Here is a 25,545-nt window from a genome sequence, read left to right as displayed (position 1 = left end):
ACACACCAACCGGAGGGGCGAGCGCGCATGGAGTTCCGGCAGTCGAACAAGTTGAGCGAGGTCTGCTACGAGATCCGCGGCCCGGTGATCGAGCACGCCGACGCGCTGGAGGCGGCGGGCCACAGCGTCCTGCGCCTGAACACCGGCAACCCCGCGCTCTTCGGGTTCGAGGCGCCGGAGGAGATCCTCCAGGACATGATCCGGATGCTCCCCCGGGCGCACGGCTATACCGACTCGCGCGGTGTCCTGTCGGCCCGCCGCGCGGTGGCGGGGCGCTACCAGACGCTGGGCCTGGAGGTCGGCGTCGACGACGTCTTCCTCGGCAACGGCATCTCCGAGCTGATCTCCATGGCCGTGCAGGCGCTGGTGGAGGACGGCGACGAGATCCTCATCCCGGCCCCCGACTTCCCCCTCTGGACGGCCGTCACCACCCTCGCCGGCGGCAAGGCCGTCCACTACCTCTGCGACGAACAGGCCGACTGGTACCCGGACCTGGACGACATGGCATCGAAGATCACCGCCCGCACCAAGGCCGTCGTCATCATCAACCCCAACAACCCCACCGGCGCGGTCTACCCGAAGGAGATCATCGAGGGCATCCTCGACCTCGCCCGCCGGCACGGCCTGATGGTCTTCGCCGACGAGATCTACGACCAGATCCTGTACGACGACGCCGTGCACCACTCGGTCGCGGCGCTCGCCCCCGACCTGGTCGTGCTGACCTTCTGCGGGCTGTCGAAGACCTACCGGGTGGCCGGCTTCCGGTCGGGCTGGCTGGTGGTCACCGGTCCGAAACAGCACGCCAGGAACTATCTGGAGGGCCTGACCATGCTGGCGTCCATGCGGCTGTGCGCCAACGCGCCCGCCCAGTACGCCATCCAGGCCGCGCTCGGCGGCCGCCAGTCCATCCACGAGCTGACGGCGCCCGGCGGCCGCCTGCACGAGCAGCGCACCGTGGCCTGGGAGAAGCTCAACGAGATCCCGGGCGTGTCCTGCGTGAAGCCCAAGGGGTCCCTGTACGCGTTCCCCCGCCTGGACCCCAAGGTGCACAAGATCCACGACGACGAGAAGTTCGTCCTGGACCTGCTGCTGCGGGAGAAGATCCAGGTCGTCCAGGGCACCGGCTTCAACTGGCCGGCCCCGGACCACTTCCGCATCCTCACCCTCCCCCACGCGGACGACCTGGAGGCGGCCATCGGCCGGATCGGCCGCTTCCTGAGCGGCTACCGCCAGTAGCGGCGCCGGGCGGCCGGCGATCGCCGCCGGGAATGTCAGACCCGCGTCGTAGCCTCGGACGCAGCAGGTGAGACGCGACGAGACGCACGGGAGACCTACGGGGACCTGCGGGGGGCCCGTGGCCCGTCGCCGGGAGGGAGCAGGCCGTGACACGACCGCCGACCGCGGCGCAGCGGCGGGTGATCGACGCCGCCGAGCCCGTCACCGGGCGGCTGCGGGGCACCCAGGCGCAGTTGGCGGCCCTGGTGCGGCACGGGCTGGCGTTCCGGCACCCGCGGCCGCCGCACGACTGCTTCCTCACCCCGGCGGGCCACCGCGTCCGGGAGGCCGTGCCCGAACCGCCGGCCGCCGTCCCGCCGAAGGCGGAGAGCGGCGCGGAGGTGTTCGCCGCGCGCGTCGGCGGCGAGGAGACGGCCCGGACGGCGGGACCGGCCAGGGTCCGCGAGGTGCACAGCGCCTGGCAGGGACTGCTGGAGCTGCGCCGGATGACCAACACGGACGGCGGCACGGACCGTCCCTGCGGCTGGGAGCGCGCGCATCTGGTGCGTGCGGCCGCGCTGGCCCTGGAGGCGGCCGGGCACCGCCCCGCCGGACCCGCAGGAGGGGACGGCTACCGGGTACGGGCCACCCCGCAGCCGGAGGCGGTCGCCGTGCACGGACCCGACGACGCGACGCTGCGAGCCTGCGCGGCGACATTGGAAGGGGCGGGCTGGCAGGTCGGCGAGCACACCGATCCCCGGACGAGAGCGCGCTATCTGCTGGCTTCCCCCCGCCGGATGTGAGGGACATGCCAAGATCGGTTCCCGGTGCATCGGTGGTCGGTGCACCGAGGCACACGGCACCGATGAACAGGGCATCGCGTGCTCGTCGACGAGAAGGGGAAGCAGTGAGCGAGCCGTTTTCCGTCAGGGTCACCGTCCGCGGATACGAGACCGACGTGCAGGGACACCTCAACCAGAGCGTGTACATCAACTACGCGGAACACGCTCGCTGGTCGTTGCTGCAGGCGGCGGGCATAAGCCAGGCCGGTCTGATCGGCAGAGGCGTGGGCCCGGTCGCCCTGGAGACCGCCATCCGCTACCGGCGCGAACTGCTCGCCGGGGACGAGGTCGACGTGTCCTGCGTCTTCGAGTGGGGCGGCGGCAAGACGTTCCGCATCCAGCAGACCATCACCCGGGCGGACGGCACGGTCGCCGCCGAACTGAGCTCGGTCGGCGGCCTGCTGGACCTGAAGAAGCGCCGGATGGTCGCGAACCCGCAGGACTACTTCAAGGAACTGGCCACCGAACCGGCCCTGTTCGGACTCTAGGGCCCGCGGCCCCCGCGGCCCCCGCGACCCTCGCCCGGCCCCCGAAGGGGGCGCCCGAAGCCCCGCCCCGTCACCCCGCCCCGAACGCCTCCCGGTGATCCCTTGCCCACGCGCGGTACGTCCGCGCCGGCCGACCCAGCAGCAGGGGCACGTCCTCGGTGACGACCGCGTTGCCTCCCCGCCGGACGTACGCGGAACCCGTCGCGACGCCGTCGGCGACGGCCTCGTCCCGCCAGCGGTCCAGGACGAACGCGCGCACCTCGTCCTGCGCGAGGTCACGGGTCGTCACCGGCCGCCCCAGCAGCCCGGCGAGCACGGCGGCCTGGCCGGGCACGCTGATCGTCTCGGGCCCGGTCAGCGTGTACGTCCGGCCCGCCCGGCGCTCGTCGAGGAGGGCGACGGCGGCCGCCTCGGCGACGTCGCGCGGATCGACGACCCCCTGGAGTCCGTCGCCGCTCATGTTCGGCACCGGCTCCCCCGCCCGTAGGGCCTCCGCCCAGCTCAGCGTGTTCGAGGCGAAGGAGGAGGGCCGCAGGACGACCCACTCGGCGCCGCTCTCCCGGACCGCCAGCTCGCCCTCGACGTGCCACTGCCCGGTGGGCCCCAGCCCGGGATCGCCGGTGCCGATCGCGGACAGCTTGACCAGCCGGCCCACGCCGGCCGCGCGGGCCGCCCCCACCAGCGGCCCGTCGTGCTGCGCGGACGGCCCGGGCAGCCCCACCAGGAAGGCGGCCCGCGCCCCGGACATCGCGGCCTCCAGGGAGGCGGGGTCGAGGTAGTCGCCGCGCACCACCTCGACGCCCGCGGGCATCCGGGCCTTCGCGGGATCGCGGGTCAGGGCGCGCACCTTCTCGCCGCGCGCCGCCAGGTGTCGTACGAGTGCGCCGCCGATGGTGCCCGTAGCACCGGTCACAAGAATCATGACCACCACGGTGGCGGCCGCCGCCCTCCCGGCTCTAGGAGATTCCGGCACGCTTCGGCCGCCCGCACACCGCTGCCGCGCGTCTACGGTGGAGGCGTGACGAACGCCCTGGCCGAGCAGCCCCTGCCCGCTCCCTCAGCGCTGCGCACCTGGATCGACGGCATCGGCGACGTCGTCGTCGACCGCGCGCCCGAGGACGCCTACACGCACGTGCCGGACACGGCGACCAAGGTCGTGGTCCGCGTCGCGGGGAACGGCCGGCGCGACGCGCTGGTCGTCGGACCGCGCACGCGCGCCACGTATCACGCCGATCCGGACGAGCGCCTGGTGTCGTGCACGCAACTGCGCCTGGCGCCGGGGGCGGTGGGGCCGCTGCTCGGGGTGCCGGCGGGGGATCTCGTGGGCCGGGCGGTGCCGGCCGACGATCTGCCGGCCCCGGCCGCTCGCCGCCTGGTCCGCGAACTGACCGTCGGGGAACCGCAGGACATCACCGCCCGCCTCGCCGACCTGCTGCCGCCGCCGGTGGACGGTCCGCGCGAACGCCTGTTGCGGGCCGCCGTCGACGCGCTGTCCACCCGCCCGGACCGCGCCCCCGCCGCCGTACGCGACGTCGCGCGCGAACTCGCCGTGAGCGAACGCCAGTTGCGCAACCTCTTCGCCGTAGGCGTCGGGGTCTCCCCCAAGCACTACGCCCGCATCGACCGCGTCCGTCACCTCCTCACGCACGCGGCCTCCGCCCCGTGGGCACAACTCGCCGCCGACGCCGGTTACTACGACCAATCGCACATGACCGCCGACTTCCGCAGCCTGATGGGCGTCCCGCCGACGGCGTTCTTCACCGGCCGGCTGCCCCGGGCCACGCCGTGCCGGGCGCCGCGGCGGCCCTGAATTCGGATGCCGGACACCCGATGGGCCTGCGAGGATCCGGCTCCATGACCGCACGAAGACAAGTGAGACCCAGCCTCTACATCTCGGTGGACGTCGAGGCGGACGGACCGATCCCGGGGCCGTACTCGCTGCTGAGCCTGGGCGCCGCGGTCGCGGGCCGGCAGGACGCCGACGGATTCACCGCGGCCGACCCCGCCCGACAGACCTTCTACCGTGAACTGCGGCCGATCAGCGACCGGTTCGTTCCCGAGGCGCTCGCCGTGAGCGGGCTCGACCGTGGCCGCCTGCTCCGGGAAGGGCGGGACCCCGCGTCGGCGCTCGCCGAGTTCAGCCGGTGGGTGCGGGAGGTCGGCGAAGGCGCGCAGCCGGTGATGTGCGGCTACCCGGCCTCGTACGACTGGACGTTCCTGTACTGGTACCTGATCCGCTTCACCGGGGAGAGTCCGTTCGGTCATTCCGGCTGCCTCGACATGAAGACGCTGTACGCCGTCAAGGCGGGGGTGCCGCTGCGGGCGGTGGCCAAGCGGACGATGCCGGCCGAGCTGCTGCCCCGGCGCCCCCACACGCACCACGCGCTGGACGACGCGGTCGAGCAGGCGGAGCTTCTCGCGAACCTCATGGCCTGGCAGGGGCCCGGGTCACCCCGGTGATCCCCCGCGCCCGGGAGACGGTGCGGACGGCCGCCCGGCGGCGAGGACGGCCCGGGACCGTTCCGGGGCGCGCGCGTCCCGCGCACGCCCCGGTCACGGCCGCCGTGCACCACGCGGGTGTACGGCATCCGGCCGAGGGCCGTCCCCCTCGGCCGGAGTCTTCGGCGGGTCAGCCCTGCGCGGCGATCCCTGCCAGCCGCCGGGCCTCTTCGCGGGTCGAGCGGGCGACGGCGTCCTCGTCGACGGTCGACAGCCGTCCGTTCTCGACGATCTGACGGCCGTTCACGAAGGAGGCGGTGACCGGGGCCGCCGCGCCGAAGACCAGCGCGGTCACCGGATCGGCGATGGAGGAGTGCGCGAGGGTGTCCAGCTTCCACAGGACCAGGTCGGCGAGCTTGCCAGGCTCCAGGGAGCCGATCTGCGTCGCACGGCCCAGCACCTGGGCTCCGCCGAAGGTGCCGAGGCGCAGCGCCTGACGGGCGTTCAGCGCGGCCTCGCGGTGCGCTCCGAGCCGGTTGATGAGCAGGGCGTTGCGCAGTTCGGTGTGCAGTTCGCCGGACTCGTTGGACGCGGTGCCGTCGACGCCCAGGCCCACCGGCACGCCGGCCGCCAGCATGTCGGGGACGCGGGCGATGCCGGCCGCCAGCCGGGCGTTGGACGACGGGCAGTGGGCGACGCCGGTCCCCGTGCGGGCGAAGGCGTCGATGTCGGAGTCGTTCATGTGGACGCAGTGCGCCATCCACACGTCCTCGCCGAGCCAGCCGGTGGACTCGAAGTAGTCGGTCGGGCCCATCCCGAACAGCTCGTGGCAGAACTTCTCCTCCTCGACCGTCTCCGAGCCGTGGGTGTGCAGGCGCACGCCGAGCCGGCGGGCCAACTCGGCTCCTCGGCGCATCAGTTCGGTGGAGACGGAGAAGGGCGAGCACGGGGCGACGGCGATCTGGGTCATCGCGTCGAAGGAGGCGTCGTGGTGCTCGGCGACGGTCTCCTCGGTGGCGGCCAGGGCGCCGTCCAGCGTCTCCACCGCGAAGTCCGGGGGCAGGCCGCCGTCCTTCTCGCTGCGGTCCATGGAGCCGCGGGCGAGGGTGAACCGGACGCCCATGTCCCGTGCGGCCCCGATGATCGCGCCGGAGAGGTCGCCGGAGCCCCGCGGGAAGACGTAGTGGTGGTCCATGGCGGTGGTGACGCCGCCGCGGGCCATCATCGCCAGGGAGCCCTGGGCGGCCGCGCGGACCATCCGCTCGTCGATGCGCGCCCACGTGGGGTAGAGCGCGACGAGCCAGTCGAAGAGGTTGTGGTCGGTGGCCAGTCCCCGGGTGATCCACTGGTAGAAGTGGTGGTGGGTGTTGACCAGGCCGGGCGTGACCAGGTGTCCGGCCGCGTCGATGCGGCGTACGACGTTCTCCAGGCCTTCGGGGGCCCTGCCCGCGCCGACCGACTCGATGCGGTTGCCGGCGAGGACGACATGGCCGTCCGCGTGCTCGGTGTCCTGGGCGTCTACGGTCGCGATCGCGGCGTTCTCGATGACGATGCGCTCGACTGCTGCCATGGTGCGTCCTTTTCGCTGAACGGACTGTGGGGAGGGGGCACGGCAGGACCCGGGAGCTTTGAGTGCCGCGGCCGGGCGAGGGCGGGTTCCCCCGGCCGCGGGTGCCGAAAAAGGTGGGGGCGGTCAGAGGTTGGTGAGGTCCACCGGGATCCTCGCCGCACAGCCGTCCCGCAGGACCGTGGCTTCGATCAGGCCGTAGGGCCGGTCGGCCGCGTAGTACACCTCGTTGTCGTTCTTCAGCCCGAACGGCTGCAGATCGACGAGGAAGTGGTGCTTGTTCGGGAGCGAGAAGCGGACCTCGTCGATCTCGTCGCACCGGTCGATGATCCGCGAGCCCATCTCGTACAGGGTCTGCTGGAGCGACAGCGAGTACGTCTCGGCGAAGGCCTGCAGCATGTGCTTCCTCACCTGCTCGTAGGACGTCTCCCAGTCCGGCGCCGGCTGCGCGTCGTCCGACCAGCGAAAGCGCCAGCGGGCGGAGACCTGGGTGGCCAGGATGCGGTCGTGGGCCTCGGGAAGCGTCGTGTACTTGTCCTTGACGTAACCCCAGAACTCGGAGTCCGTCGAGTTCATCACGACCAGGTCCTTGAGGCCGGAGACGACCTCCCACGACGACCCGTCGTAGGTGATCTGGGTGAGCCGGGTCTCCTGGCCCTTGCGGACGAACGAGTGCCTGGGGTCGTCCGCGCCGGGGAGTCCGGAGGCCGTGCCGGAGGTGTCGATCCGCTCCCAGGCGAACTCCTCGACGCGGATCCGGGCCTTCCTGATGGGTTCCTGCGAGGTCACGAAGTGCCGGGCGAGATGGATGCCGAACTGCTCGGCGGACTCGATGCCGTGCTCCTTGGCGAACGCGTACACCGTGTTCTTGGTGGTGTCGGTCGGCAGGACGTTGGCGTTCGAGCCGGAGTAGTGGACCTCGTCCATGTCGCCGCTCAGCGCCACGGAGACGCTGAGGTCCTTGATGTGGTGGGTGGCGCCGTCCCGCGTGATCTTCACGACCCGGTTCTCGGCCTTGCCGTACTGGTTCTGTCCCAGAAGCACGGGGCGGCCCGGGCGGGGGTGGTCTGCCATGTCTGCTAGCTCCCTCGGTATACGGAGTAGCCGAACGGGTTGAGCAGCAGCGGCACGTGGTAGTGCTCGCCCGGCACGACGGCGAACGTGATCGCCACCTCCGGGAAGAACACCGCCGGGGCGCCGCTGTCCCGATGCGCGGGGGCGTCCTGCTGCGGATCGGCTCGCTTGTTCTCGAAGTACGGCTCCACGGCGAAGTCGAGCCGTACGTGGGCGGTCCCCTCCGGCAGCGCCGGCAGGTCCTTGCACCGTCCGTCCGCGTCGGTCGCGGAGCCGCCGAGCGCCTGCCAGTCGGCGTCCCGGCCCGGGCGGGCGAGGAGTCGGACGGCGACGCCCTCGGCGGGGCGGCCTGCGGAGGTGTCCAGGATGTGGGTGGACACCGAGGCGGTGGTGCTGGTGCTCATGGCGGGTCTCAGTCCTCTTCGACGAGTCGGGCGAGGCGGATACGGTTGATCCTGCCCAGTTCGGTGCGGACGATCTCGCGCTCCCGCTCCGGCGCGTTGCCGAGGCGCTCCCTGACCGCGTCGCGCATCTGCTCCCCGGTGCGACCGGTGGCGCAGATCAGGAAGACATGGCCGAACTTCTCCTGGTAGGCCAGGTTGAGTTCGAGCATCTCCGCCCTGAGCTCCTCGGGCGCCGAGTCCATGCCGCGCTGTTCGCGGGCCGAGGTGGCATCGCCCGGCAGGGGGCGGCCGATCGGCGGGTGTCCGGCCATCGCCTCCGCCAGGTCGGCGTCGGTCAGATCGGCCGTGGCGGCGTCGCTCACCGCGTAGAGGCGGTCTGCGGCGGTGTAGGGGCGGGCCGCGAGCAGTCGGTTCGCCCAGGCCGTCGAGGCGCACGCCTCATGGAGCGCGGCGAGGGCCGCGGACTCCTCGAGGGCGTTGAACCGGGCCAGGCCCGGGGACGGGGAAGTCGACGTCACGGAAGCCTCCATGGCCGCGGACGGCGGCCTCGTGCTTGAGCGGGCTGTCGCCAGCTAACGCCCCCCGACGACGCTACGTCAACACTTTGTTGAAAATTCTGGGTGACGAACCGCTCCGCGTCCGCCTTCGCCCCCGCGTCCGCCTACGGGCCGCTCAGGCGCCCTTGTCCCGGTTGAGGTAGTTGTAGACGGTGAAGCGGCTCACCCCGAGCGCGCTCGCCACCGTCTCCACGCCGTGCCGCACGGAGAAGGCGCCGCGCGCCTCGAGTATCCGCACGACCTCCTGCTTGGCCTTGCGGTCCAGGTCGGCGAGGGGTTTGCCCTTCCTGCGCTCCATGGCGGCCAGGATGTGGTCGAGGGAGTCGGCGAGCTGCGGCAGACGCACGGCTACGGCCTCGACGCCCTGCCAGGTCAGCACGACGTCCTCGACCCCGGCCTCGTCCGGCGGGAGCATCTCGCCGCCCATCGCGTCGACCAGCGGCTTCACGGCCGCGATGAAGGCGTCGTCGCCGTCGGCGGCGGTCACCGGCCCGCCCCGACGGCGTCGCCGGTCGCGTCCGGAGCGTCCCCGATGACGTTGACCTGCAGCGAGATCCGGGTGGCGCCGGCTCCGAGGGACGCGCGCAGCAGGTCGCCCACGGCAGCGAGCACGGCCTCGGCGGCGCCCTCCGCGGTGTTGCCGAAGGGGCCGACGTCCACCGCGTCCAGGGCAGCCGCCTCGATCACCGCGCGGGCGGCCAGCGCGTGCGCCGGCGCCTCCTCGAGATCGAAGGGCTCGGTGGTGAACTCCACTTTCAGTCGCATCGCGCCCCCACACCTCTCCGAACGGGACCGGGCCGACGACGCCCGGACCCCGACCCTAACGGACCCGGCCGACACTCACCCGGGAGTCCGGCAGGCGCACGGCGCCCGACCGCCGACGGGAACGCCGCCACCCGACGGCAGGTCGGGCCCCCGCACTCCCCACCCCCTTGACAATCCCCGCCACCCGACGGCAATCTTCCGGTAGACAGAAACTAACTTCCGCATTACGGAAATACTCGACACGGAAGGGAGCGCGGAACCCCATGGGCTTCGAAGAGCAGCGCTTCAACGTCAACCTGTCGATCCTCTTCACGGAACTCCCGCTCCTGGAGCGCCCCGCGGCCGCCGCCGCGGCCGGCTTCACCGCGGTCGAGCTGTGGTGGCCCTGGATCGACTCCCCCACCCCCGACCGGTCCGAGCTCGACGCGCTCGGGAAGGCGATCGAGGACGCGGGCGTCCGGCTCACGGGCCTCAACTTCTACGCCGGGCGGCTCCCGGGCCCGGACCGCGGCGCGCTGTCGGTCCCCGGCGCGGAATCGGACCGGTTCCGCGCCAACGTCGACGTGGCCGCCGACTTCGCCGGCTCGCTCGGCTGCACGGCGCTCAACGCGCTCTACGGCAACCGGGTCGACGGCGTGGACCCGGCCGAACAGGACGCGCTCGCGCTGGAGAACCTGGTGCTCGCGGCCCGGGCGGCCCACCGGATCGGCGCGATCCTGCTGATCGAGGCGCTGAACAGGCCCGAGTCGCCGCGCTATCCGCTGGTGAGCGCGTCGGCCGCGGTCGGCGTCGTCGACCGGGTCAACGAGGCGAGCGGGCTGGCCAACGCGAAGTTCCTGATGGACCTCTACCACCTGTCCATGAACGGCGAGGACCTGCCGGCGGTGATCGAACGGTACGCCTCGGCGACCGGACATGTGCAGATCGCCGACGCTCCGGGCCGCGGCGCGCCCGGCACGGGTGCGCTCCCGCTGGAGGAGCTCCTCGGCCGGCTGCGCAAGGCCGGTTACGACGGCTGGACCGGCCTCGAGTACAAGCCGGGCGACAGGCCGAGTTCCGAGGCCTTCGAGTGGCTCCCGCGCGCAGCGCGCTGAACGTCCCGCCATCGCATCGCAGTCAGAGAGGCACCCGCATGACCACCCTCCCCAAGATCGCCTGGATCGGCCTCGGCATCATGGGCTCCCCCATGTCCGAGAACCTGCTCAAGGCGGGTTACGACGTCACGGGCTTCACACTGGAACAGGACAAGCTGGACCGTCTGGCGGCCGCCGGCGGCACCGCGGCCGGGTCCCTCGCCGAGGCCGTACGGGACGCCGACGTGATCATCACGATGGTGCCCGCCTCGCCGCAGGTCGAGGCCATCGCCTACGGCCCGGACGGCATCCTCGAGAACGCACGGTCCGGCGCGCTCCTGATCGACATGTCCTCGATCACCCCGCAGACCTCCGTCGACCTGGCGAAGGCCGCCGCCGGCAAGGGCATCCGGGTGCTCGACGCCCCGGTGTCCGGCGGCGAGGCAGGCGCGATCGAGGCGGTGCTGTCCATCATGGTCGGCGGCGAGCAGGCCGACTTCGACGAGGCCGGGCCGGTCTTCGAGGCGCTCGGCAGGACCGTCGTGCTGTGCGGCCCGCACGGCTCGGGCCAGACCGTGAAGGCCGCCAACCAGCTGATCGTCGCCGTCAACATCCAGGCGTGCGCGGAGGCCGTGGTCTTCCTGGAGAAGTCGGGCGTGGACCTCGCGGCGGCCCTCGACGTCCTGGGCGGCGGCCTGGCCGGCTCGACCGTCCTGACGCGCAAGAAGGACAACTTCCTCCGCCGGGACTTCGAGCCGGGCTTCCGGATCGACCTGCACCACAAGGACATGGGCATCGTCACCGACGCCGCCCGCAACGTGGGCGCCGCCCTGCCCGTGGGCGCCGTGGTCGCCCAGCTGGTCGCGAGCCTGCGGGCACAGGGCGACGGCGGGCTGGACCACTCCGCCCTGCTGCGGACGGTGGAGCGCCTGTCCGGCGCACGGGTCTGATCCTCTCCGCCCCTCTCCGCCCCCTCTGCTTCCGGGCGGCGCCGCCGCCGACATCTGTCCTGTCGCGCCCAGGCGGCGGCGCCGCCCGGAAACCACCGAACCACTGTCGACACCGGCTCACCGGCGGCGGACATCGCCGCAGGCGAGCACTCGAGCGGCCCGCACCGGCCCGACCGGCCCCGACGAGGGGTGACCGGCCGGCATCGTGCGGGCAAGCCAGGACCGCGGCGGCGTGTGAGCCAGTGCGGTGGTCGAGGACCCGCTCCGCCCTTCCCGACCTGAGGGAAGGCCGACCGGATCCGTCACACCCGCCGCGGTCCCGGATCGTCGCCGAGCCCCGTCCGGCGGCGCGAACGTCTCGTCGCGCCCGGCCTCGCGCCGCCGGGCGGCCGAGCCCGGCCCAGGGCTCCCCGCCGGCCCCACGCTGGACGGGGAGCGCCGCACGTCGTGAGCCTGGCCGCCCCTTGCCGTGTCGTGCGCCGACATGCGGACGGGCCGCCGACGCAGGACGCTGGGAGCATGGGCGATCCGACGCGACATCCGCACATCGTGGTTCATCCGCCGGCGCTGGACGGGTCGCGCCGGGTCACCTCGGACGATGCCGCGCTCGGGGTCGCCTCGCACTTCGACGACGTCGTCGAACTCCTGCGCCTGGCCGACCTCGACCGGACCGCGGTGGAGCGCAGCGACCTCGTCGAATGGCAGGGCGGCGGCCCCGACGACTGGCCGGGACTGTCGCAGGAGCAGCACGAGGAGTAGTGCCGGGCGATGGTCCGAAGGGCGGTCGCAGAGGCGGTCGGGGCGGGGCCGTCGAGGGCCGGCCCGGCCCCGCAACCTCAAATCAACCTCTGAACGTTGGTCCGCAGGCTTCAACCTCCCCCCGGACAGGGCACATTGTGGGCACGCGGGATCCGCCGACACGGGGGCGGCGGACCCCGCGCGTCCGAGGGGGACGGACGCGGAAGGGGCGGGGCGTCCTCAGGACGGCCCGCCCCTTCCCACACCGTGCGTCCGGTCGCACCTTCAGACGTTCAGGCCCTACGGCCCCCAGACCCCCAGACCTTCAGGCCCCCAGGCCATCAGGCCTTCAGCGTCCTGATCGCGGTCGGCGCGTGCCCGGGCTCGGTGGCGAGTTCCTCGAACTCCACGACGGCGCCGATGTCGTTGGTGACGCTCATCGCGATGTCGGTGACGCGCTCCAGGATCGCCTCGACGACGACCGGCACCCGGAACTCGGCCGCGAGCTTCTTGGCCTGCTCGAAGGCGGCTCCCAGCTCGGCCGGGTCCGTCACCCGGATCGCCTTGCAGCCCAGCCCCTCGGCGACCTTCACATGGTCGACGCCGTAGACGCCCAGTTCCGGCGCGTTGACGTTCTCGAACTCCAGCTTGACCTGGAAGTCGATGTCGAACGCCCGCTGCGCCTGCCGGATCAGCCCCAGGTAGGCGTTGTTGACCAGCACATGGACGTACGGGATCCGGTGCTGGGCGCCGACCGCCAACTCCTCGATCATGAACTGGAAGTCGTAGTCCCCGGACAGGGCGACGACCTGCGCCTGCGGGTCGGCCCTGGCGACGCCGAGCGCCGCCGGGATCGTCCAGCCGAGGGGCCCCGCCTGGCCGCAGTTGATCCAGTGCCGCGGCCGGTGGACGTGCAGCATCTGGGCGCCCGCGATCTGTGACAGACCGATCGTGCTGACGTACCGCGTCTCGGGCCCGAAGGCCTTGTTCATCTCCTCGTAGACACGCTGCGGCTTGATCGGGATGTCGTCGAAGTGCGTACGCCGCTGGAGGGTCGCCCGCTTGTGCTGCGCGGCGGCCGCCCACGCGGAGCGGTCGGGCAGCGCGCCCGCCGCACTCGACTCCCGCGCCGCCTCGACGAAGAGCCCGAGCGCCGCCTTCGCGTCCGAGGCGATGCCGTAGTCCGGGGCGAAGATCCTGCCGATCTGGGTGGGCTCCACGTCGACGTGGACGAAGGTGCGGCCGGCCGTGTAGACGTCGATACGGCCGGTGTGGCGGTTGGCCCAGCGGTTGCCGATGCCGAGGACGAAGTCGGACTCCAGGAACGTCGCGTTGCCGAAACGGTGCGAGGTCTGCAGACCGACCATGCCGGCGTTCAGCTCGTGGTCGTCCGGGATCGCACCCCAGCCCATCAGGGTCGGGACGACCGGAATGCCCGTCAACTCGGCGAATTCCAGCAGGAGTTCGGTGGCGTCGGCCGTGATGACGCCACCGCCCGCGATGATCAGCGGCCGCTCGGACGCGTTCAGCATCCGCAGGGCCTTCTCGATCTGCGGGCGGGTCGCGGCCGGCTTGTACACGGGCAGCGGCGCGTACGTGTCCGGGTCGAACTCGATCTCCGTCCGCTGGACGTCGATGGGCAGATCGATCAGGACAGGGCCCGGCCGGCCGGAGCGCATGAGGTGGAACGCCTGCTGGAAGACGCCCGGAACCTGAGCGGCCTCCAGGACGGTGACCGCCATCTTGGTCACCGGGGCGGCGATGGCGGCGATGTCGACGGCCTGGAAGTCCTCCTTGTGGAGCACGGCGGTCGGCGCCTGGCCCGTGATGCACAGGATCGGGATCGAGTCGCCGATGGCGGAGTACAGCCCAGTGATCATGTCGGTGCCGGCCGGGCCCGACGTGCCGACGCAGACCCCGATGTTGCCCGGGTGGGTGCGGGTGTAGCCCTCGGCCATGTGCGAAGCGCCCTCGACATGACGGGCCAGCGTGTGCTCGACGCCCCCGGCGGCCCTGAGCGCCGCGTAGAAGGGATTGATCGCCGCGCCGGGGACGCCGAACGCGCTGGTGACGCCCTCGAGCTTGAGGATCTCGACTGCCGCACGGGCAGCGGTCATACGAGCCATGGAGTACTCCTGCTTCGACTGCTTCAGATGGTTCAGCTGTCGGATTCGCTCTCCCGTCGCGCCCCGCGGTGAGCCCTTCCCTGTGTTTCCGCTTGTTTTTGCCTGTTTCTGCCGCTTCCCGCAGACCCCCTCGTCATTTATTCCATGATGCGGAAACTCTTTTCTGCTATCTGGAAGAAATGTAAATGGAGGCGCGAAGGTCGTCAAGAGACGGACAGGCGGGGGCCGAAGGAGGACGATGGGGGCCATGTCCGAGAGCGTGCCGGTGCGCTGCCCGGCCTGTCGGCGGGAGCACCACTTCACCGCGCCGTCCTATCCGTGCGCGTGCGGCGCCCCCGTCACGCCGGTGCTCGACCGGGGGACGGCCCCGAGCGTCGTCGCGCACCGGTCGTGGGACGACGAGTGGATCGCCCTGCGATGCCCCGCGTGCGGGCGCCGGGACCAGTGGCCGCACCCCGAACTGGGGTGCGCATGCGGAACGGCGGTGCGCCTCCCCGTGACCGGCCCACCCGCGGACGCGCACGCCGACCCGTCCGCAGCCCCCTCCGGGGGCCACTCCGCGGGCCACTCCAGCGCGGACCCCGCCGTCGAACCGAGCCCGGATCCGGCGTCCTCGTCGGCATCCTCGTCGTCGACGCCCGCACCGCCCGGCCGCGAACCGACGCCGAGAACGCGTTCCGGGACCTCGCGGACGCCGACACCGCAAGCCCGGCCGCAGACCTCGCAGCCGCAGACGCCGGCCACGACGACGCCGGGCGCGCAGCGAAGCGCCTTCCGTCCCGTCGCCATCCGCACCGCGCGCGACGCGGTCACCGCGGCGGCGCTCTATCTGAACTGGCTCGGCCACGAGGACGTCCGGCGGGCCGACCAGCGCCCCACCTCCGGCATCGGCCTCGCCTCCCGCGGGTTCCTGGCCCAGGTGGACCCGAGCGTGCGGCCCGCCTCGCTGCGGGACGTGGAGTGCCTGTGGCTGACGGCCATGACGGAGTCCGCGGAGTGCGTCTACTTCTCGCTCGCCGGATACGCGGACGACGCCCGCGCCCGCGCCGACCAGCTGCGCGTTCCGCTGTTCGTGCTGGACCTCACCGGCACCCCGCAGCCGGTCAACGCGACGGCCGACGCCCTCGACGCCCGAGGCGGCTGACGCGGCGTGCGCGGCATCCGCGGCGTCCGCTGCCGTGCGCGGCATCCGCTGCGTGGGCGGCATCCGCTGCCGTGCGCGGCATCCGCTGCGTGGGCGGCGTGCGCGGCGGCGGCCCTAGAGGGCGTACTTCTCGCGCAGCTCTATCTTGCGCACCTTCCCCGACACGGTCATGGGAAAGGCGTCCAGGATCTGCAGCCTGCTCGGGATCTTGTAGTGCGCCAACCGGCCCTCGCAGTACGCGCGCAGCTCGTCGAGCGTCAGGGGGTCCGCCGGGTCCGCCGGGATCACACAGGCGAGGACCTCCTCGCCGTACCTCTCGTGCGGGACGCCGACGACCTGGACGTCCCTGATCCCGGGGTGGCCGTACAGGAACTCCTCGATCTCGCGCGGGTAGATGTTCTCCCCACCTCGAATGATCATGTCCTTGATGCGGCCGACGATCTCCACGTAACCGTCTTCCCGCATCACTGCCAGGTCCCCGGTGTGCATCCAGCGTCCCGCGTCGATCACCTCGGCGGTCTTCTCGGGCTCGTTCCAGTAACCGAGCATCACGCTGTATCCGCGGGTGCAGAGTTCGCCGGGGACGCCGCGCGGCCGGGTCACACCGTCCACCGGGTCGACGACCTTCACCTCGATGTGCGGCAGGGCACGGCCGACGGTGCCGGTGCGGTGTTCCAGATCGTCGTCCCGGTGGGTCTGGGTGGAGACGGGCGAGGTCTCGGTCATGCCGTAACAGATCGACACCTGCGCCATGTTCATCTCGGCGACCACCCTCTTCATCACCTCCGCCGGGCACGGCGAGCCCGCCATGATGCCGGTGCGCAGCGTCGACAGGTCGTACGCCGCGAAGTCGGGCAGGTTCAGCTCCGCGATGAACATGGTCGGCACCCCGTACAGGGAGGTGCACCGCTCCTGCTGGACCGCCTCCAGGGTGGCCTTCGGATCGAAGGCCGCCGCCGGGACGACGATGCACGCGCCGTGCGAGGTGGCCGCGAGGTTGCCCATCACCATGCCGAAGCAGTGGTAGAAGGGCACCGGAACGCAGATCCGGTCCTGCTCGCTGTAGGCGATCGCCTCCCCCACGGAGTAACCGTTGTTGAGAATGTTGTGGTGGGAGAGGGTGGCTCCCTTGGGGAAGCCCGTCGTGCCCGAGGTGTACTGGATGTTGACGGGGTCGTCGCAGGACAGCTCGCCCGCCCGGACCGCCAGTTCCCCGCGCCGCTCCTGGGCGCCGCGCCCGAGGAACGCCGCCCAGCTCGGATCACCGATGTACACCGTCTCCCGCAGCTGCGGGCATCGGCCGCGCACCTGCTCGACCATCGCCCGGTAGTCGCTCGTCCGGTGGCTGAGGGAGGCGAACAGCAGGGAGATCCCGGCCTGCTGCAGGACGTACTCGACCTCGTGCGTGCGATAGGCCGGGTTGACGTTCACCATGATCGCGCCGACCCGGGCCGTGGCGTACTGGACCAGCACCCACTCCGCGCAGTTGACCGCCCAGATGCCCACCCGGTCGCCCTTGGCGACCCCGCTCGCGAGCAGCGCGTACGCCAGCCGGTCGACGTCCGCGCCGAACCGTGCGTAGGTCCAGCGCCGGCCGGACGGCACGTCGACCAGTGCCTCGCGGTCCGGCCAGGCCGCCACGGCCCGGTCCAGGTTCTGCCCGATGGTGTCCCCGAGCAGCGCGGTCGTGCTCGTCCCGTGGGCGTACGAGGGGGCGGTCCCGGGGCCGGCCTGCGGCGTGGACGGCGAGGCGGGCGCGGAAGCGGTCCCGGACCCGCTCTGCGGCGTGGACGGCGGGCCGCTCATCCCGCTCACCCCGCTCACCGGAAGTCCTCCTCGCGGTACTCGTCCGCGGAGCCCGCAGCCGTCGCCTCGCGCAGCTCGATGCGGCGGATCTTGCCGCTGACGGTCTTGGGCAGCGGGGCGAACTCCAGACGGCGGATCCGCTTGTAGGCGGCGAGCACATCGCGGGAGTGCTCGAAGAGCACCTTCGCGGTGTCGGGGCCCGGCTCCCAGCCCTCGGCGAGGACGACGTACGCCTTGGGGACCGCGAGGCGCAGCTCGTCCGGGGCGGGGACCACGGCCGCCTCCGCCACCGCCGCGTGCTCCAGCAGGGCGCTCTCCAGCTCGAAGGGGCTGATCTTGTAGTCGGACGCCTTGAAGACGTCGTCGGAGCGTCCCACGTAGGTGAGGTAACCGTTCTCGTCACGGCTTCCGACGTCTCCGGTGCGGTAGTAGCCGCCGGCCATCGCCTCGGCGGTGCGGTCGGCGTCACCGTGGTAGCCGGTCATCAGGCCCACCGGCCGTTCGGACAGGTCGAGGGCGATCTCACCCTCCGTCGCGCCGGGCGCGCCCGACACCGGGTCGAGCAGCTCCACCCGGTATCCGGGGGCGGGCCTGCCCATCGAGCCGGTCTTCAGTTCCTGGCCGGGGCCGTTGGCGATCTGCACGGCGGTCTCGGTCTGGCCGAAGCCGTCCCGTACGGTCACTCCCCAGGCGCGGCGGACCTGCTCGACGACCTCGGGGTTGAGCGGCTCGCCCGCGGCCACCGCCTCGCGGGGCGGAGTGCGCAGCTGGGTGAGGTCGGCCTGGATGAGCATGCGCCAGACGGTGGGCGGGGCGCAGAACGTGGTCACCCCCGCCCGGTCCATCTCCGCCATCAGCCGGACCGGGTCGAAACGGGTGTAATTGTGGATGAAAACGGTTGCTTCCGCGTTCCACGGGGCGAAGAGGTTGGACCAGGCGTGCTTGGCCCAGCCGGGCGAGGAGATGTTGAGGTGGACGTCGCCGGGCCGCAGCCCGATCCAGTACATCGTCGACAGGTGGCCGACCGGGTACGAGGTGTGGGTGTGCTCCACCAGCTTGGGCCGGGCGGTCGTGCCGGAGGTGAAGTAGAGCATCAGGGGGTCGTCGGCGAGGGTCGGGCCGTCCGGCGTGAATCCGGCCGGGGCGTCGTACCCCTCCTCGTACCGCTGCCAGCCCTCGGGCGCGCCGCCGACCGCGATGCGGGTGCAGGCCCCGGGGATCTCGTCGAACTTGGCGGCGTCAGCGGACCGGGCGACGACGTGCCTGACCCGGCCGCGTTCCACGCGGTCGGCCAGGTCGGCGGGGCCGAGCAGCGGCGTCGCCGGGATGACGACGGCGCGCAGTTTCATCGCGGCCAGCGCCGTCTCCCAGAGTTCGGCCTGGTTGCCGAGCATGACGAGGATGCGGTCCTCGGCGACCACCCCGCGGCCGCGCAGCCAGTTCGCGATCCGGTCGGAGCGCTCCGACAGCTCGGCGAAGGTGCGACGCGTTTCGGAACCGTCTTCCTCCACGATGTGCAGGGCGGTGCGCTCGTTGGCGTCGGCGATGACGTCGAACCACTCGAGGGCCCAGTTGAACCGTTCGGGTCGGGGCCACTCGAAACGCTCGTAAGCGGTTGCGTAGTCCTCGCGGTGTTCCAGCAGGAAGTCGCGGGCTCTGCGGAAGAGCTCCGTCGCCGTCATCTGTGTCCTCCTCGGTGCCGGACCATTGCCGGGCGGCTCTCCGACATCGTGTAATCCGTGATGCAGGTCTCACTACCCCCGAACGGGGGTGTGCGGCACCACGCCGCGCGGAAAGGGCGAGAACGTGGCAGCAGACGCGACCGGAACGGTGGAGATTCGCGGCGCGCTGATGCGGCTGCGCCGGGAGACCGGGCTGCCGGTCGCCTTCGGCGGTCTGGTGGAACCCGGGCGGCAGCGCATGCGGATCAGCGAGTTCAGCGGCGCGACCGGTCTCGCGCTGCGCGGGCTGGCCGTGACAGCGGGCAACGGACTCGGCGGCAAGGCGGTCGCGCTGGCCCGTCCGTGCGCGGTGACCGACTACTCGCTCTCCCGGCAGATCAGCCACGAGTACGACGCGGCCGTCGCCGAGGAGGGGCTGCGTTCGGTGCTGGCGATCCCGGTGGTCGTCCGGCGCCGGGTGCGCGGGGTGCTGTACGGGGCCCTGCGCACGGCGCAGCCGCTCGGCGACCGCACGCTGACCGCGGCGGCGCAGGCGGCACGGGACGTGGAGCAGGCGCTGGCGGTCGCGGACGAGGTGCGCGGGCTGCTGACGGCGGCCGGGCCGGGCGTCGTCCCGGGCGAGGGGGGCGCGGCGGGCCCGGACGGGGCGGCCGGCTGGGAGCAGGTGCGCGAGGCGCACGCGGCCCTGCGGGCCCTGGCCCCGCGGATCACCGACCCCGCGCTGCGCGCCGACCTCCTCGACGCCTGCGGGCTGCTGACCCCGGGGCCGCCGCGGGAGCCTGCGGGACAGCCGGTCGTCCTGGCCCCGCGTGAGCTGGACGTGCTGGCGTGCGTGGCCGCGGGGGCGACGAACGGGGCGGCCGCCGAGCGGCTCGGGCTGCGGGTGGAGACGGTCAAGGGTTATCTGAGGTCGGCGATGCGCAGACTGGGCGCGCACACCCGGGGAGAGGCGGTGGTCGCGGCCCGCAGGGCGGGTCTGCTGCCGTAGCGCGAGCGGCCGCCGCGCCCCTCGACCGGGGTGCGGGAGACGTCCGGGCGCGGCGGTCGGAGCACGGCGGAGGCAGCGATCACATCCGGCCAAGGAGGCCCCTCACGACACAGAACCATTCACTCACCGTTGCCATGAATTTCCGTATGCGTCACGTTGTTATATCCCTCACCACGATCCGCCTCCGAATTTCAAAGAGTCATTGCCTAGAATTTGGCCCGGACACGACACTCGGAGGGGAGCGGTGACCGTGCGACGGGACTTCAAGGAGCCTGCCAGATGCCGCCCCGACCTGGTCATCGGCAGAGAGGAGCTGGTCACGGCCGCCCGTGACCAGCTGACGCGCGGCGGCAGTGTGCTGCTGCACGGCCCTGCCGGAATAGGAAAGTCGACCGTGCTGCGGGCATTGGCCGCGGATTACGGCGAGGCGGCGCGCACCGTGCTGCGCTGCTCGGCGACCGAGTCCGAATCCCACCTCCCCTTCCTGGCCCTCGCGGACCTCTTCGGCCTCGTCCTGGACGAGATCTCGGACAAGTTGCCCGCAGCGCAGCGCACCGCCCTGGAGTCGGCGCTGACCGGCCGCGGCGAGTCGACGCTGCAGCGCGACGGACTCGCCCTGCGGCTGGCCGTCCTGTCCGCGCTGCGCATCCTGGCCGCCGCGGGCCCCGTGCTGCTCGTCGCCGACGACCTGCAGTGGCTGGACTCGGCCAGCGCCGAACTCCTCGGCTTCGCCGCCCGCCGGCTCGGCGACACCCCGGTCCAGCTGCTGTGCGCGGTGCGCACGGAGGGACAGGAGTACGACCGGCATCTACGCGCGTCCCCGCCCGACACCCTCGCCGTCCGCCTCAACCCGCTCTCCCGCAACCAGGTCTCCGCGCTGCTCGACCACCGCGGCTACACCGACCTGCCCCGCTCCACGGTCCGGGAGATCCACCGCACCAGCGGCGGCAACCCCCTGTTCGCGCTGGAACTCGGCCGCGCCCTCGGCGAGAACCCCACGCCGCCCCGCCCGGGCGAGCCGCTGCCGGTGCCCACCTCACTGCGCGCCCTGGTCCTCAGCCGCCTGGACATGCTCTCCGACGAGGCCCGGCGCACCCTGCTGGTGGCCAGCGCCGGCGCCCGCCCCACGCTGGCCCTGCTGCACGCGGCCGGCCGGGAGAACGCCGAGGCGGAGACCGCGCAGGCGGCGGCCCTCGGACTGCTGGCGACCGAGCCGGAGGGCCCGGCCGTCCGGTTCGCGCATCCGCTGATCTCCGCCGCGCTGTACGCGGAGGCGCCCGCGCAGGAGCGCAGGGCCGCGCACGCCGCGCTGTCCACCGCCGCCTCCGACCCGATCGAGCGCGCCCGCAACCTCGCGATGGCCACCACCGGCACCGACCCGGAGGTCGCCGCCCGGCTGGCCGAGGCCGCTGCCCTGGCCCGCGACCGGGGCGCGCCGTCGGTGGCCGCCTCGCTCGGGCTGCTCGCCGCCCGGCACACCCCGCCGGACGGCACGCCCGGCCCGGACGAACACCGGCTGCGCGCCGCCGAGGACGCCATCACCGCCGGCGAGGTGGACCTGGCGCGGGACATCGCGCGCGAGGTGCTGACCCGGGCGACCGTGCCCGCCGACCGGATCCGTGCCTGGGAGGTGGTCATCGAGGCCGCCGGGCAGGCCCTCGGCGACGTCGACGCCGTCTTCCCGCAGGCCCTCGCCGACGCCGGCGACGACCCCCGGCTGCTCGCCCTGGTCCACTACCACCTCGCCTGGCGCAAGCTGATCGTCGAGGGCGACTTCTCCGAGGCCCGGCAGGAGGCCGCGCACGCGGCGGAGCTGGCGGCGCGCGGCGGCGACCGGCGCACCGAGCTGATGGCGCTGTCGTTCCAGTCGTCCACCGAGACCCTGATGGGCCATCCGAACGCCCCCGCGACGATCAAGCAGGCCATGAGGGAGCCTCAGGACCCCTACGTGGCCTGCCACCACAACGGCGTCGGCGCGGCGAGGTTCCGCTGGCTGATGATGAGCGACCAGCTGCCCGAGGCCCGGTCGACCATCACCGCGCTGCTGCGCGAGGTCCGGCGGCGCGGCATGGTCGAGAGCGAGGTGCACTTCCAGCGTTTCCTCGCCGAGACCGAACTGCGCTCCGGACACTGCGGGCGCGCCCTAGACCTGGCCCGCGAAAGCCTCAGGCTGGCCCGTGACTCGGGCATCGGCCTCGGCGCCTCCGCGATGCTTGCCTCCCTCGCGGAGGCCTCGGGCGGCGACGTCGGACAGGCGCTCGCGCTGGCCCGGGAGGCTGCGGGGCGGGCGGAGGAGGACGGCGACCAGATGTACCTCTCGCGCGCGCTGGCCGCGCTGGGCCACGCCCAGTTCGTGGCCGGCGACGCGGCGGGCGCGGTCGGCTCGCTGCGCCGGGTGCGCGAGCTGGAGCAGGGCCTCGGCATCACCGACCCGGCGCGCGGCCGCTGGCAGGGCGACCTGGCCGAGGCGCTGGTCCGGGTCGGGGAGCCGGGCGAGGCGCAGGACGTCATCGCCGTGACGCGCGAACACGCGCTCAGGCTCGACCGGGAGAGCGTGCTGGCCGTGCTGGACCGGGCGGAAGCCCTGGTACGGGCGGCGCTCGGCGACCACGAGGGAGCCCTGTCCCGGCTGACGTCCGTTCAGGACCGGCTCGCCAAGCTCGGCTACGGGCTGGAGGAGGCGCGGGCGGCGTTCGCGCTGGCCAGGCTGCGCACCGGACGGCCCGGGCCGACGTCGTACGACGAGGCGGCGCGGCTGTTCCGGCGGTGCCGGGCGCTGCCCTGGCTGCGCCAGGTGGAGGAGGCCGCCGCCCAGGGCGCGGGCGAGCCGTCCGCCGTCACCGCGCAGACCCCGCCGTCCGACGCGCTGGCGGGACTGGCCGCGATGGAGCGTCAGGTCGCGGCGCTCGTCATGGAGGGGGCGACCAACCGGGAGATCGCCGCGCGGCTGTTCATCAGCGTGAAGACGGTCGAGGCGACCCTGACCCGGGTGTACCGCAAGCTGGGGATCCGCTCGCGGGTGGACATCGTCCGGTTGGCGGCGGGGCGTCACGCGAAGTGAGGATCGCGCGGGTTAACTGCCCCTCGGGGGCGACCCGCGCGCAGGACGTCCCCCGGAGCGAGGGTGCTGCGGCGGCGCTGCCGGACCGAGGGTTTTCCCTGCCCCAACTCCCTTAGGGGGTTCCCTCATTGGGGACGCCGGGCACCGGGTCCTAGCGTAAGGGACGTGCCGCTCGCCCGGGCACACGGGGGTCGGTCCCGCGACCCCCGTGCACACCCCCCACACCCGCGCGACCCCCCACCGGCAACCCCTCGAGGAGTTCCATGTTCGGGCTCAACCGCGTGAAGAGAACCGCCGCCGTCGTCGCGGCGACCGCTGCCACGGCGGCGACCGTGCTGCTCGGCGCCCCCACCGCCGTCGCAGCCCCGCAGCCGATCGTCGGCGGCACGACGACCACGACCACGGCCTATCCGTTCATGATGCAGATCACGGACGCCTCGCAGAACCAGTTCTGCGGCGGCACCCTCGTCTCGGCGACCAAGGTGGTCACCGCCGCGCACTGCATGGTCGGCGAGACCACGAGCAGCGTGCGCGTCGTCGGCGGCCGCACCTACCTCAACGGCACCAACGGCACGGTCAGCCGGGTGAGCAAGATTTGGATCAACCCGGGATACACGGACGCCACCAACGGCGACGACGTGGCCGTCCTGACCCTGTCGACGTCGATGCCGTACACCAAGGCGTCGTACGTCTCCTCGTCCCAGACCGGCGTGTACGCGGCCGGCACCACCGCCCGCATCATCGGCTGGGGCACCACCTCGGAGAACGGCAGCTCCTCCAACCAGCTGCGGACCGCGACCGTCCCGATCGTGTCCGACTCCAGCTGCAAGAGCTCCTACGGTTCGGACTTCGTCCAGACCGACATGGTTTGCGCCGGATACACCACCGGCGGCACAGACACCTGCCAGGGCGACAGCGGCGGTCCCCTGCTCATCGGGGGCGTCCTGGCAGGCATCACTTCTTGGGGCGAGGGCTGCGCGGAAGCCGGTTACCCGGGTGTGTACACCCGGCTGACCACCTTCTCCAGCCTGGTGACCGCACAGGTCAACTCGTAGTCACCGGGTAGCCCCCGAGAAACTCCTGAGCATCCCTCAGGGAACGACCAGGGGGCGCTGCGAGCCTCCACGAGCGGCCCGCAGCGCCCCCTGTCCAACCGTCCACGCCCCCACCGGTCACCGGTGGGGGCGTTCCGCGTCCCGCTGCGCTGGCCCGCCCGCGCACAGCCTGGCCGGTCCTGGTCGTCACGGCTGCTCCGGCTGCTTCCGCGGTTGCTTTCAGTTTCCGCGGTTGCCTTCTATCGCCGCAGTTGCTGCCTGTTTCCGCGGTTGCCGTCTATCGCCGCGGTTGCTGCTCGCTTCCGCAGTTTCTGCTGTTTCTGCCATTTCCGCCGTTACCGCTGTTTCTGCTGTTTCTGCTGTTTCTGCCGCTACCGGCGGCCGGCGTCAGGGTCGGAGGACCGTCCCGAACCGGATGTCGTAAGCCTCTTCCGGGTGCATCACGGCCAGCATGCGCTCACCCTCGGCGAGCACGTCCCGCTTCTGCGCGCCGGTGAGACGACCGAACGGCTCGACGACCAGGGCGTCCCGCTCCAGTCTCCACACTCCCGCCAGGAAGCCGTCGACCAGGAGAGTGCAGTACGCCTGGTTGCCCTGCCAGGAACGCCCCCAGTACTCGGGCGGGACGACGCGGCCGCGGTCGGCGTGGGAGAGGAGGAGGTTGTCGAACTCGGGAAGGAAGCGCGGCGGGGCCGGGGTCTCGGGGTCGGGGCGCGGGGCCTCGGGCAGGTCGAACAGTTCGACGCCGCGTTCGTCCCGGAAGGCGGACAGTTGCGGGCGCAGGCGTTCGAAGGCCTCGCGCAGCCGGGTCAGACCGGCCCAGGTCTGCATGTCCTTGACGGAGGCCGGGCCGAAGGCCGCCAGATAGCGCAGGACGACGGCGTCCACGGCGGGCGCCGCCTGTGCGGGGCGGCCCAGCCAGTGCTCGGCGGTGGTGAGGGCGACCTGTCCGCTGCGGCCCCACAGCCCGCGCGGAGTGACCTGGACCAGGGGCAGTCGGCAGCGGGCGGCCACGGCGAGGGACTGCGGGTCGGCGTCCGGCCACTCCTCGGTGAGCGCCTCGCGCAGTTGCCCCATGGTGCGCGGCTCGTCCTCGACCAGGTCGCGCGCGAGGACCGCGAGCCGGTCGAGGTCGACCCCGACGAGCCCCTTGCGGAAGGTCGTCAACTCCCGTTCGCGGGCGGGCTGGACGAGCGGCCGGAGGGTCAGACAGTCGTCCGCGGTGTGGGTGTGGATGGTGGAGCGCATGCTGACGATGCGGACGACCTCGCGGTCGGCCATCAGCCCCGACAGGTGCTCCGCGGCGAAACCGTCGAGGCGGGCGGCGAGCGCGTAGTACGGCGGCTTGACGTTCTGCGCCTGCAGTCCGAGCAGATGCTCCACCGCGGCCTTGGCGGACAACTCGGCCGGGCGCAGCAGCAGTTGCCGGGCGAGGGTGGCGCGGTTGAGAGACCGGGCGTCGAGCACGGGGCCTGCCGGGGACGTCGTCTTCGTCATACCGGCAAGCTAGCCGGACTTGCGGACAGGTCCTGTCCGCAACGCGGGCGAGCGGCCCGGGTGACGACGCGGGC

General features: G+C 72.6%; 23 protein-coding genes. 12 read left to right on the top strand and 11 right to left on the bottom strand.

Going from position 1 to position 25,545, the window contains the following annotated elements; all coding sequences use genetic code 11:
• The first annotated feature begins 27 nt into the window (after nucleotides 1-27).
• The 3 genes from ACN6LD_RS14685 (at nucleotide 28) to ACN6LD_RS14675 (ending at nucleotide 2,545) form a co-directional block, all read left to right on the top strand.
• Nucleotides 28-1,236, top strand: coding sequence for a pyridoxal phosphate-dependent aminotransferase (locus ACN6LD_RS14685; RefSeq protein ID WP_319189886.1), 1,209 nt, complete (start codon nucleotides 28-30; stop codon nucleotides 1,234-1,236).
• Nucleotides 1,237-1,382: 146 nt separating this feature from the next.
• Nucleotides 1,383-2,018: a hypothetical protein gene (locus ACN6LD_RS14680; RefSeq protein WP_319189888.1), complete on the top strand. Its 636-nt coding sequence runs from the start codon at nucleotides 1,383-1,385 to the stop codon at nucleotides 2,016-2,018.
• Between the two features lie 104 nt (nucleotides 2,019-2,122).
• The gene (locus tag ACN6LD_RS14675; RefSeq protein ID WP_445043378.1) at nucleotides 2,123-2,545 is read left to right on the top strand and encodes an acyl-CoA thioesterase; all 423 of its coding nucleotides are present in this window, start codon (nucleotides 2,123-2,125) and stop codon (nucleotides 2,543-2,545) included.
• Nucleotides 2,546-2,615: 70 nt separating this feature from the next.
• Here the strand turns inward: ACN6LD_RS14675 and ACN6LD_RS14670 are convergent, their stop codons facing one another.
• Nucleotides 2,616-3,467, bottom strand: coding sequence for an NAD(P)H-binding protein (locus ACN6LD_RS14670; protein WP_445043377.1), 852 nt, complete (start codon nucleotides 3,465-3,467; stop codon nucleotides 2,616-2,618).
• Nucleotides 3,468-3,563: 96 nt separating this feature from the next.
• Here ACN6LD_RS14670 and ACN6LD_RS14665 point away from each other — a divergent pair, with 96 nt between their 5' ends.
• Both ACN6LD_RS14665 and ACN6LD_RS14660 read left to right on the top strand, forming a co-directional pair.
• Nucleotides 3,564-4,355 carry a helix-turn-helix domain-containing protein gene (locus ACN6LD_RS14665; protein ID WP_445043376.1) on the top strand — a complete coding sequence of 264 codons (792 nt, stop codon included), beginning with the start codon at nucleotides 3,564-3,566 and terminating at the stop codon, nucleotides 4,353-4,355.
• Between the two features lie 44 nt (nucleotides 4,356-4,399).
• Nucleotides 4,400-5,005 (top strand): 3'-5' exonuclease, encoded by a 606-nt coding sequence (locus ACN6LD_RS14660; protein WP_319197614.1) that lies wholly within the window; start codon nucleotides 4,400-4,402, stop codon nucleotides 5,003-5,005.
• Nucleotides 5,006-5,174: 169 nt separating this feature from the next.
• On the opposite strand, the gene ACN6LD_RS14655 is transcribed toward ACN6LD_RS14660, so the two are convergent.
• The 6 genes from ACN6LD_RS14655 to ACN6LD_RS14630 all read right to left on the bottom strand — a co-directional run bounded on the left by ACN6LD_RS14655 (nucleotide 5,175) and on the right by ACN6LD_RS14630 (nucleotide 9,351).
• A complete protein-coding gene (locus ACN6LD_RS14655; RefSeq protein WP_445043375.1) occupies nucleotides 5,175-6,554 on the bottom strand; it encodes an 8-oxoguanine deaminase in 1,380 nt (459 codons plus the stop codon).
• A 123-nt stretch (nucleotides 6,555-6,677) separates the two neighbouring features.
• On the bottom strand, nucleotides 6,678-7,625 hold the full coding sequence (gene pucL / locus ACN6LD_RS14650) for a factor-independent urate hydroxylase (protein ID WP_445043374.1): 948 nt from the start codon (nucleotides 7,623-7,625) through the stop codon (nucleotides 6,678-6,680).
• Between the two features lie 5 nt (nucleotides 7,626-7,630).
• Entirely contained in the window at nucleotides 7,631-8,029 is a 399-nt protein-coding gene (uraH, locus tag ACN6LD_RS14645) for a hydroxyisourate hydrolase (protein ID WP_266726168.1), read from the bottom strand.
• Nucleotides 8,030-8,037: 8 nt separating this feature from the next.
• Nucleotides 8,038-8,547, bottom strand: coding sequence for a 2-oxo-4-hydroxy-4-carboxy-5-ureidoimidazoline decarboxylase (gene uraD, locus ACN6LD_RS14640; protein ID WP_319197609.1), 510 nt, complete (start codon nucleotides 8,545-8,547; stop codon nucleotides 8,038-8,040).
• 154 nt (nucleotides 8,548-8,701) lie between these two features.
• A complete protein-coding gene (locus ACN6LD_RS14635) occupies nucleotides 8,702-9,013 on the bottom strand; it encodes a helix-turn-helix domain-containing protein (RefSeq protein WP_319197617.1) in 312 nt (103 codons plus the stop codon).
• A gap of 56 nt (nucleotides 9,014-9,069) precedes the next feature.
• Entirely contained in the window at nucleotides 9,070-9,351 is a 282-nt protein-coding gene (locus ACN6LD_RS14630; RefSeq protein WP_445043373.1) for a hypothetical protein, read from the bottom strand.
• Between the two features lie 263 nt (nucleotides 9,352-9,614).
• Between ACN6LD_RS14630 and ACN6LD_RS14625 the strand changes: the two genes are divergently transcribed.
• From ACN6LD_RS14625 to ACN6LD_RS14615, 3 genes are all read left to right on the top strand, one after another.
• Nucleotides 9,615-10,445, top strand: coding sequence for a TIM barrel protein (locus tag ACN6LD_RS14625; RefSeq protein WP_445043372.1), 831 nt, complete (start codon nucleotides 9,615-9,617; stop codon nucleotides 10,443-10,445).
• A 38-nt stretch (nucleotides 10,446-10,483) separates the two neighbouring features.
• Nucleotides 10,484-11,374 carry a 2-hydroxy-3-oxopropionate reductase gene (locus tag ACN6LD_RS14620; RefSeq protein ID WP_445043371.1) on the top strand — a complete coding sequence of 297 codons (891 nt, stop codon included), beginning with the start codon at nucleotides 10,484-10,486 and terminating at the stop codon, nucleotides 11,372-11,374.
• 519 nt (nucleotides 11,375-11,893) lie between these two features.
• On the top strand, nucleotides 11,894-12,133 hold the full coding sequence (locus ACN6LD_RS14615) for a hypothetical protein (protein WP_319195501.1): 240 nt from the start codon (nucleotides 11,894-11,896) through the stop codon (nucleotides 12,131-12,133).
• Nucleotides 12,134-12,453: 320 nt separating this feature from the next.
• Here the strand turns inward: ACN6LD_RS14615 and gcl are convergent, their stop codons facing one another.
• The gene (gcl, locus tag ACN6LD_RS14610) at nucleotides 12,454-14,238 is read right to left on the bottom strand and encodes a glyoxylate carboligase (protein ID WP_319195503.1); all 1,785 of its coding nucleotides are present in this window, start codon (nucleotides 14,236-14,238) and stop codon (nucleotides 12,454-12,456) included.
• 247 nt (nucleotides 14,239-14,485) lie between these two features.
• Between gcl and ACN6LD_RS14605 the strand changes: the two genes are divergently transcribed.
• Nucleotides 14,486-15,382: a hypothetical protein gene (locus ACN6LD_RS14605; RefSeq protein ID WP_445043370.1), complete on the top strand. Its 897-nt coding sequence runs from the start codon at nucleotides 14,486-14,488 to the stop codon at nucleotides 15,380-15,382.
• 114 nt (nucleotides 15,383-15,496) lie between these two features.
• On the opposite strand, the gene ACN6LD_RS14600 is transcribed toward ACN6LD_RS14605, so the two are convergent.
• On the bottom strand, nucleotides 15,497-17,206 hold the full coding sequence (locus ACN6LD_RS14600) for an AMP-binding protein (protein ID WP_445043369.1): 1,710 nt from the start codon (nucleotides 17,204-17,206) through the stop codon (nucleotides 15,497-15,499).
• Nucleotides 17,203-18,870, bottom strand: coding sequence for an AMP-binding protein (locus ACN6LD_RS14595; RefSeq protein ID WP_445043368.1), 1,668 nt, complete (start codon nucleotides 18,868-18,870; stop codon nucleotides 17,203-17,205). Before ACN6LD_RS14595 ends, ACN6LD_RS14600 begins: the two co-directional genes overlap by 4 nt.
• A 124-nt stretch (nucleotides 18,871-18,994) precedes the next feature.
• Here ACN6LD_RS14595 and ACN6LD_RS14590 point away from each other — a divergent pair, with 124 nt between their 5' ends.
• From ACN6LD_RS14590 to ACN6LD_RS14580, 3 genes are all read left to right on the top strand, one after another.
• Nucleotides 18,995-19,858, top strand: coding sequence for a response regulator transcription factor (locus ACN6LD_RS14590; protein ID WP_445043367.1), 864 nt, complete (start codon nucleotides 18,995-18,997; stop codon nucleotides 19,856-19,858).
• Nucleotides 19,859-20,102: 244 nt separating this feature from the next.
• The gene (locus tag ACN6LD_RS14585) at nucleotides 20,103-22,919 is read left to right on the top strand and encodes a helix-turn-helix transcriptional regulator (RefSeq protein ID WP_319195509.1); all 2,817 of its coding nucleotides are present in this window, start codon (nucleotides 20,103-20,105) and stop codon (nucleotides 22,917-22,919) included.
• Between the two features lie 263 nt (nucleotides 22,920-23,182).
• The gene (locus ACN6LD_RS14580; protein ID WP_057576033.1) at nucleotides 23,183-23,974 is read left to right on the top strand and encodes a S1 family peptidase; all 792 of its coding nucleotides are present in this window, start codon (nucleotides 23,183-23,185) and stop codon (nucleotides 23,972-23,974) included.
• A gap of 387 nt (nucleotides 23,975-24,361) precedes the next feature.
• On the opposite strand, the gene ACN6LD_RS14575 is transcribed toward ACN6LD_RS14580, so the two are convergent.
• A complete protein-coding gene (locus ACN6LD_RS14575) occupies nucleotides 24,362-25,471 on the bottom strand; it encodes a winged helix DNA-binding domain-containing protein (protein ID WP_445043366.1) in 1,110 nt (369 codons plus the stop codon).
• Nucleotides 25,472-25,545: the final 74 nt, after the last annotated feature.

The organism is Streptomyces sp. SAS_272 (assembly GCF_052543235.1).
The sequence above is the reverse complement of the archived record's forward strand: the minus strand, read 5'-3'. Positions and strand labels throughout refer to the sequence as shown.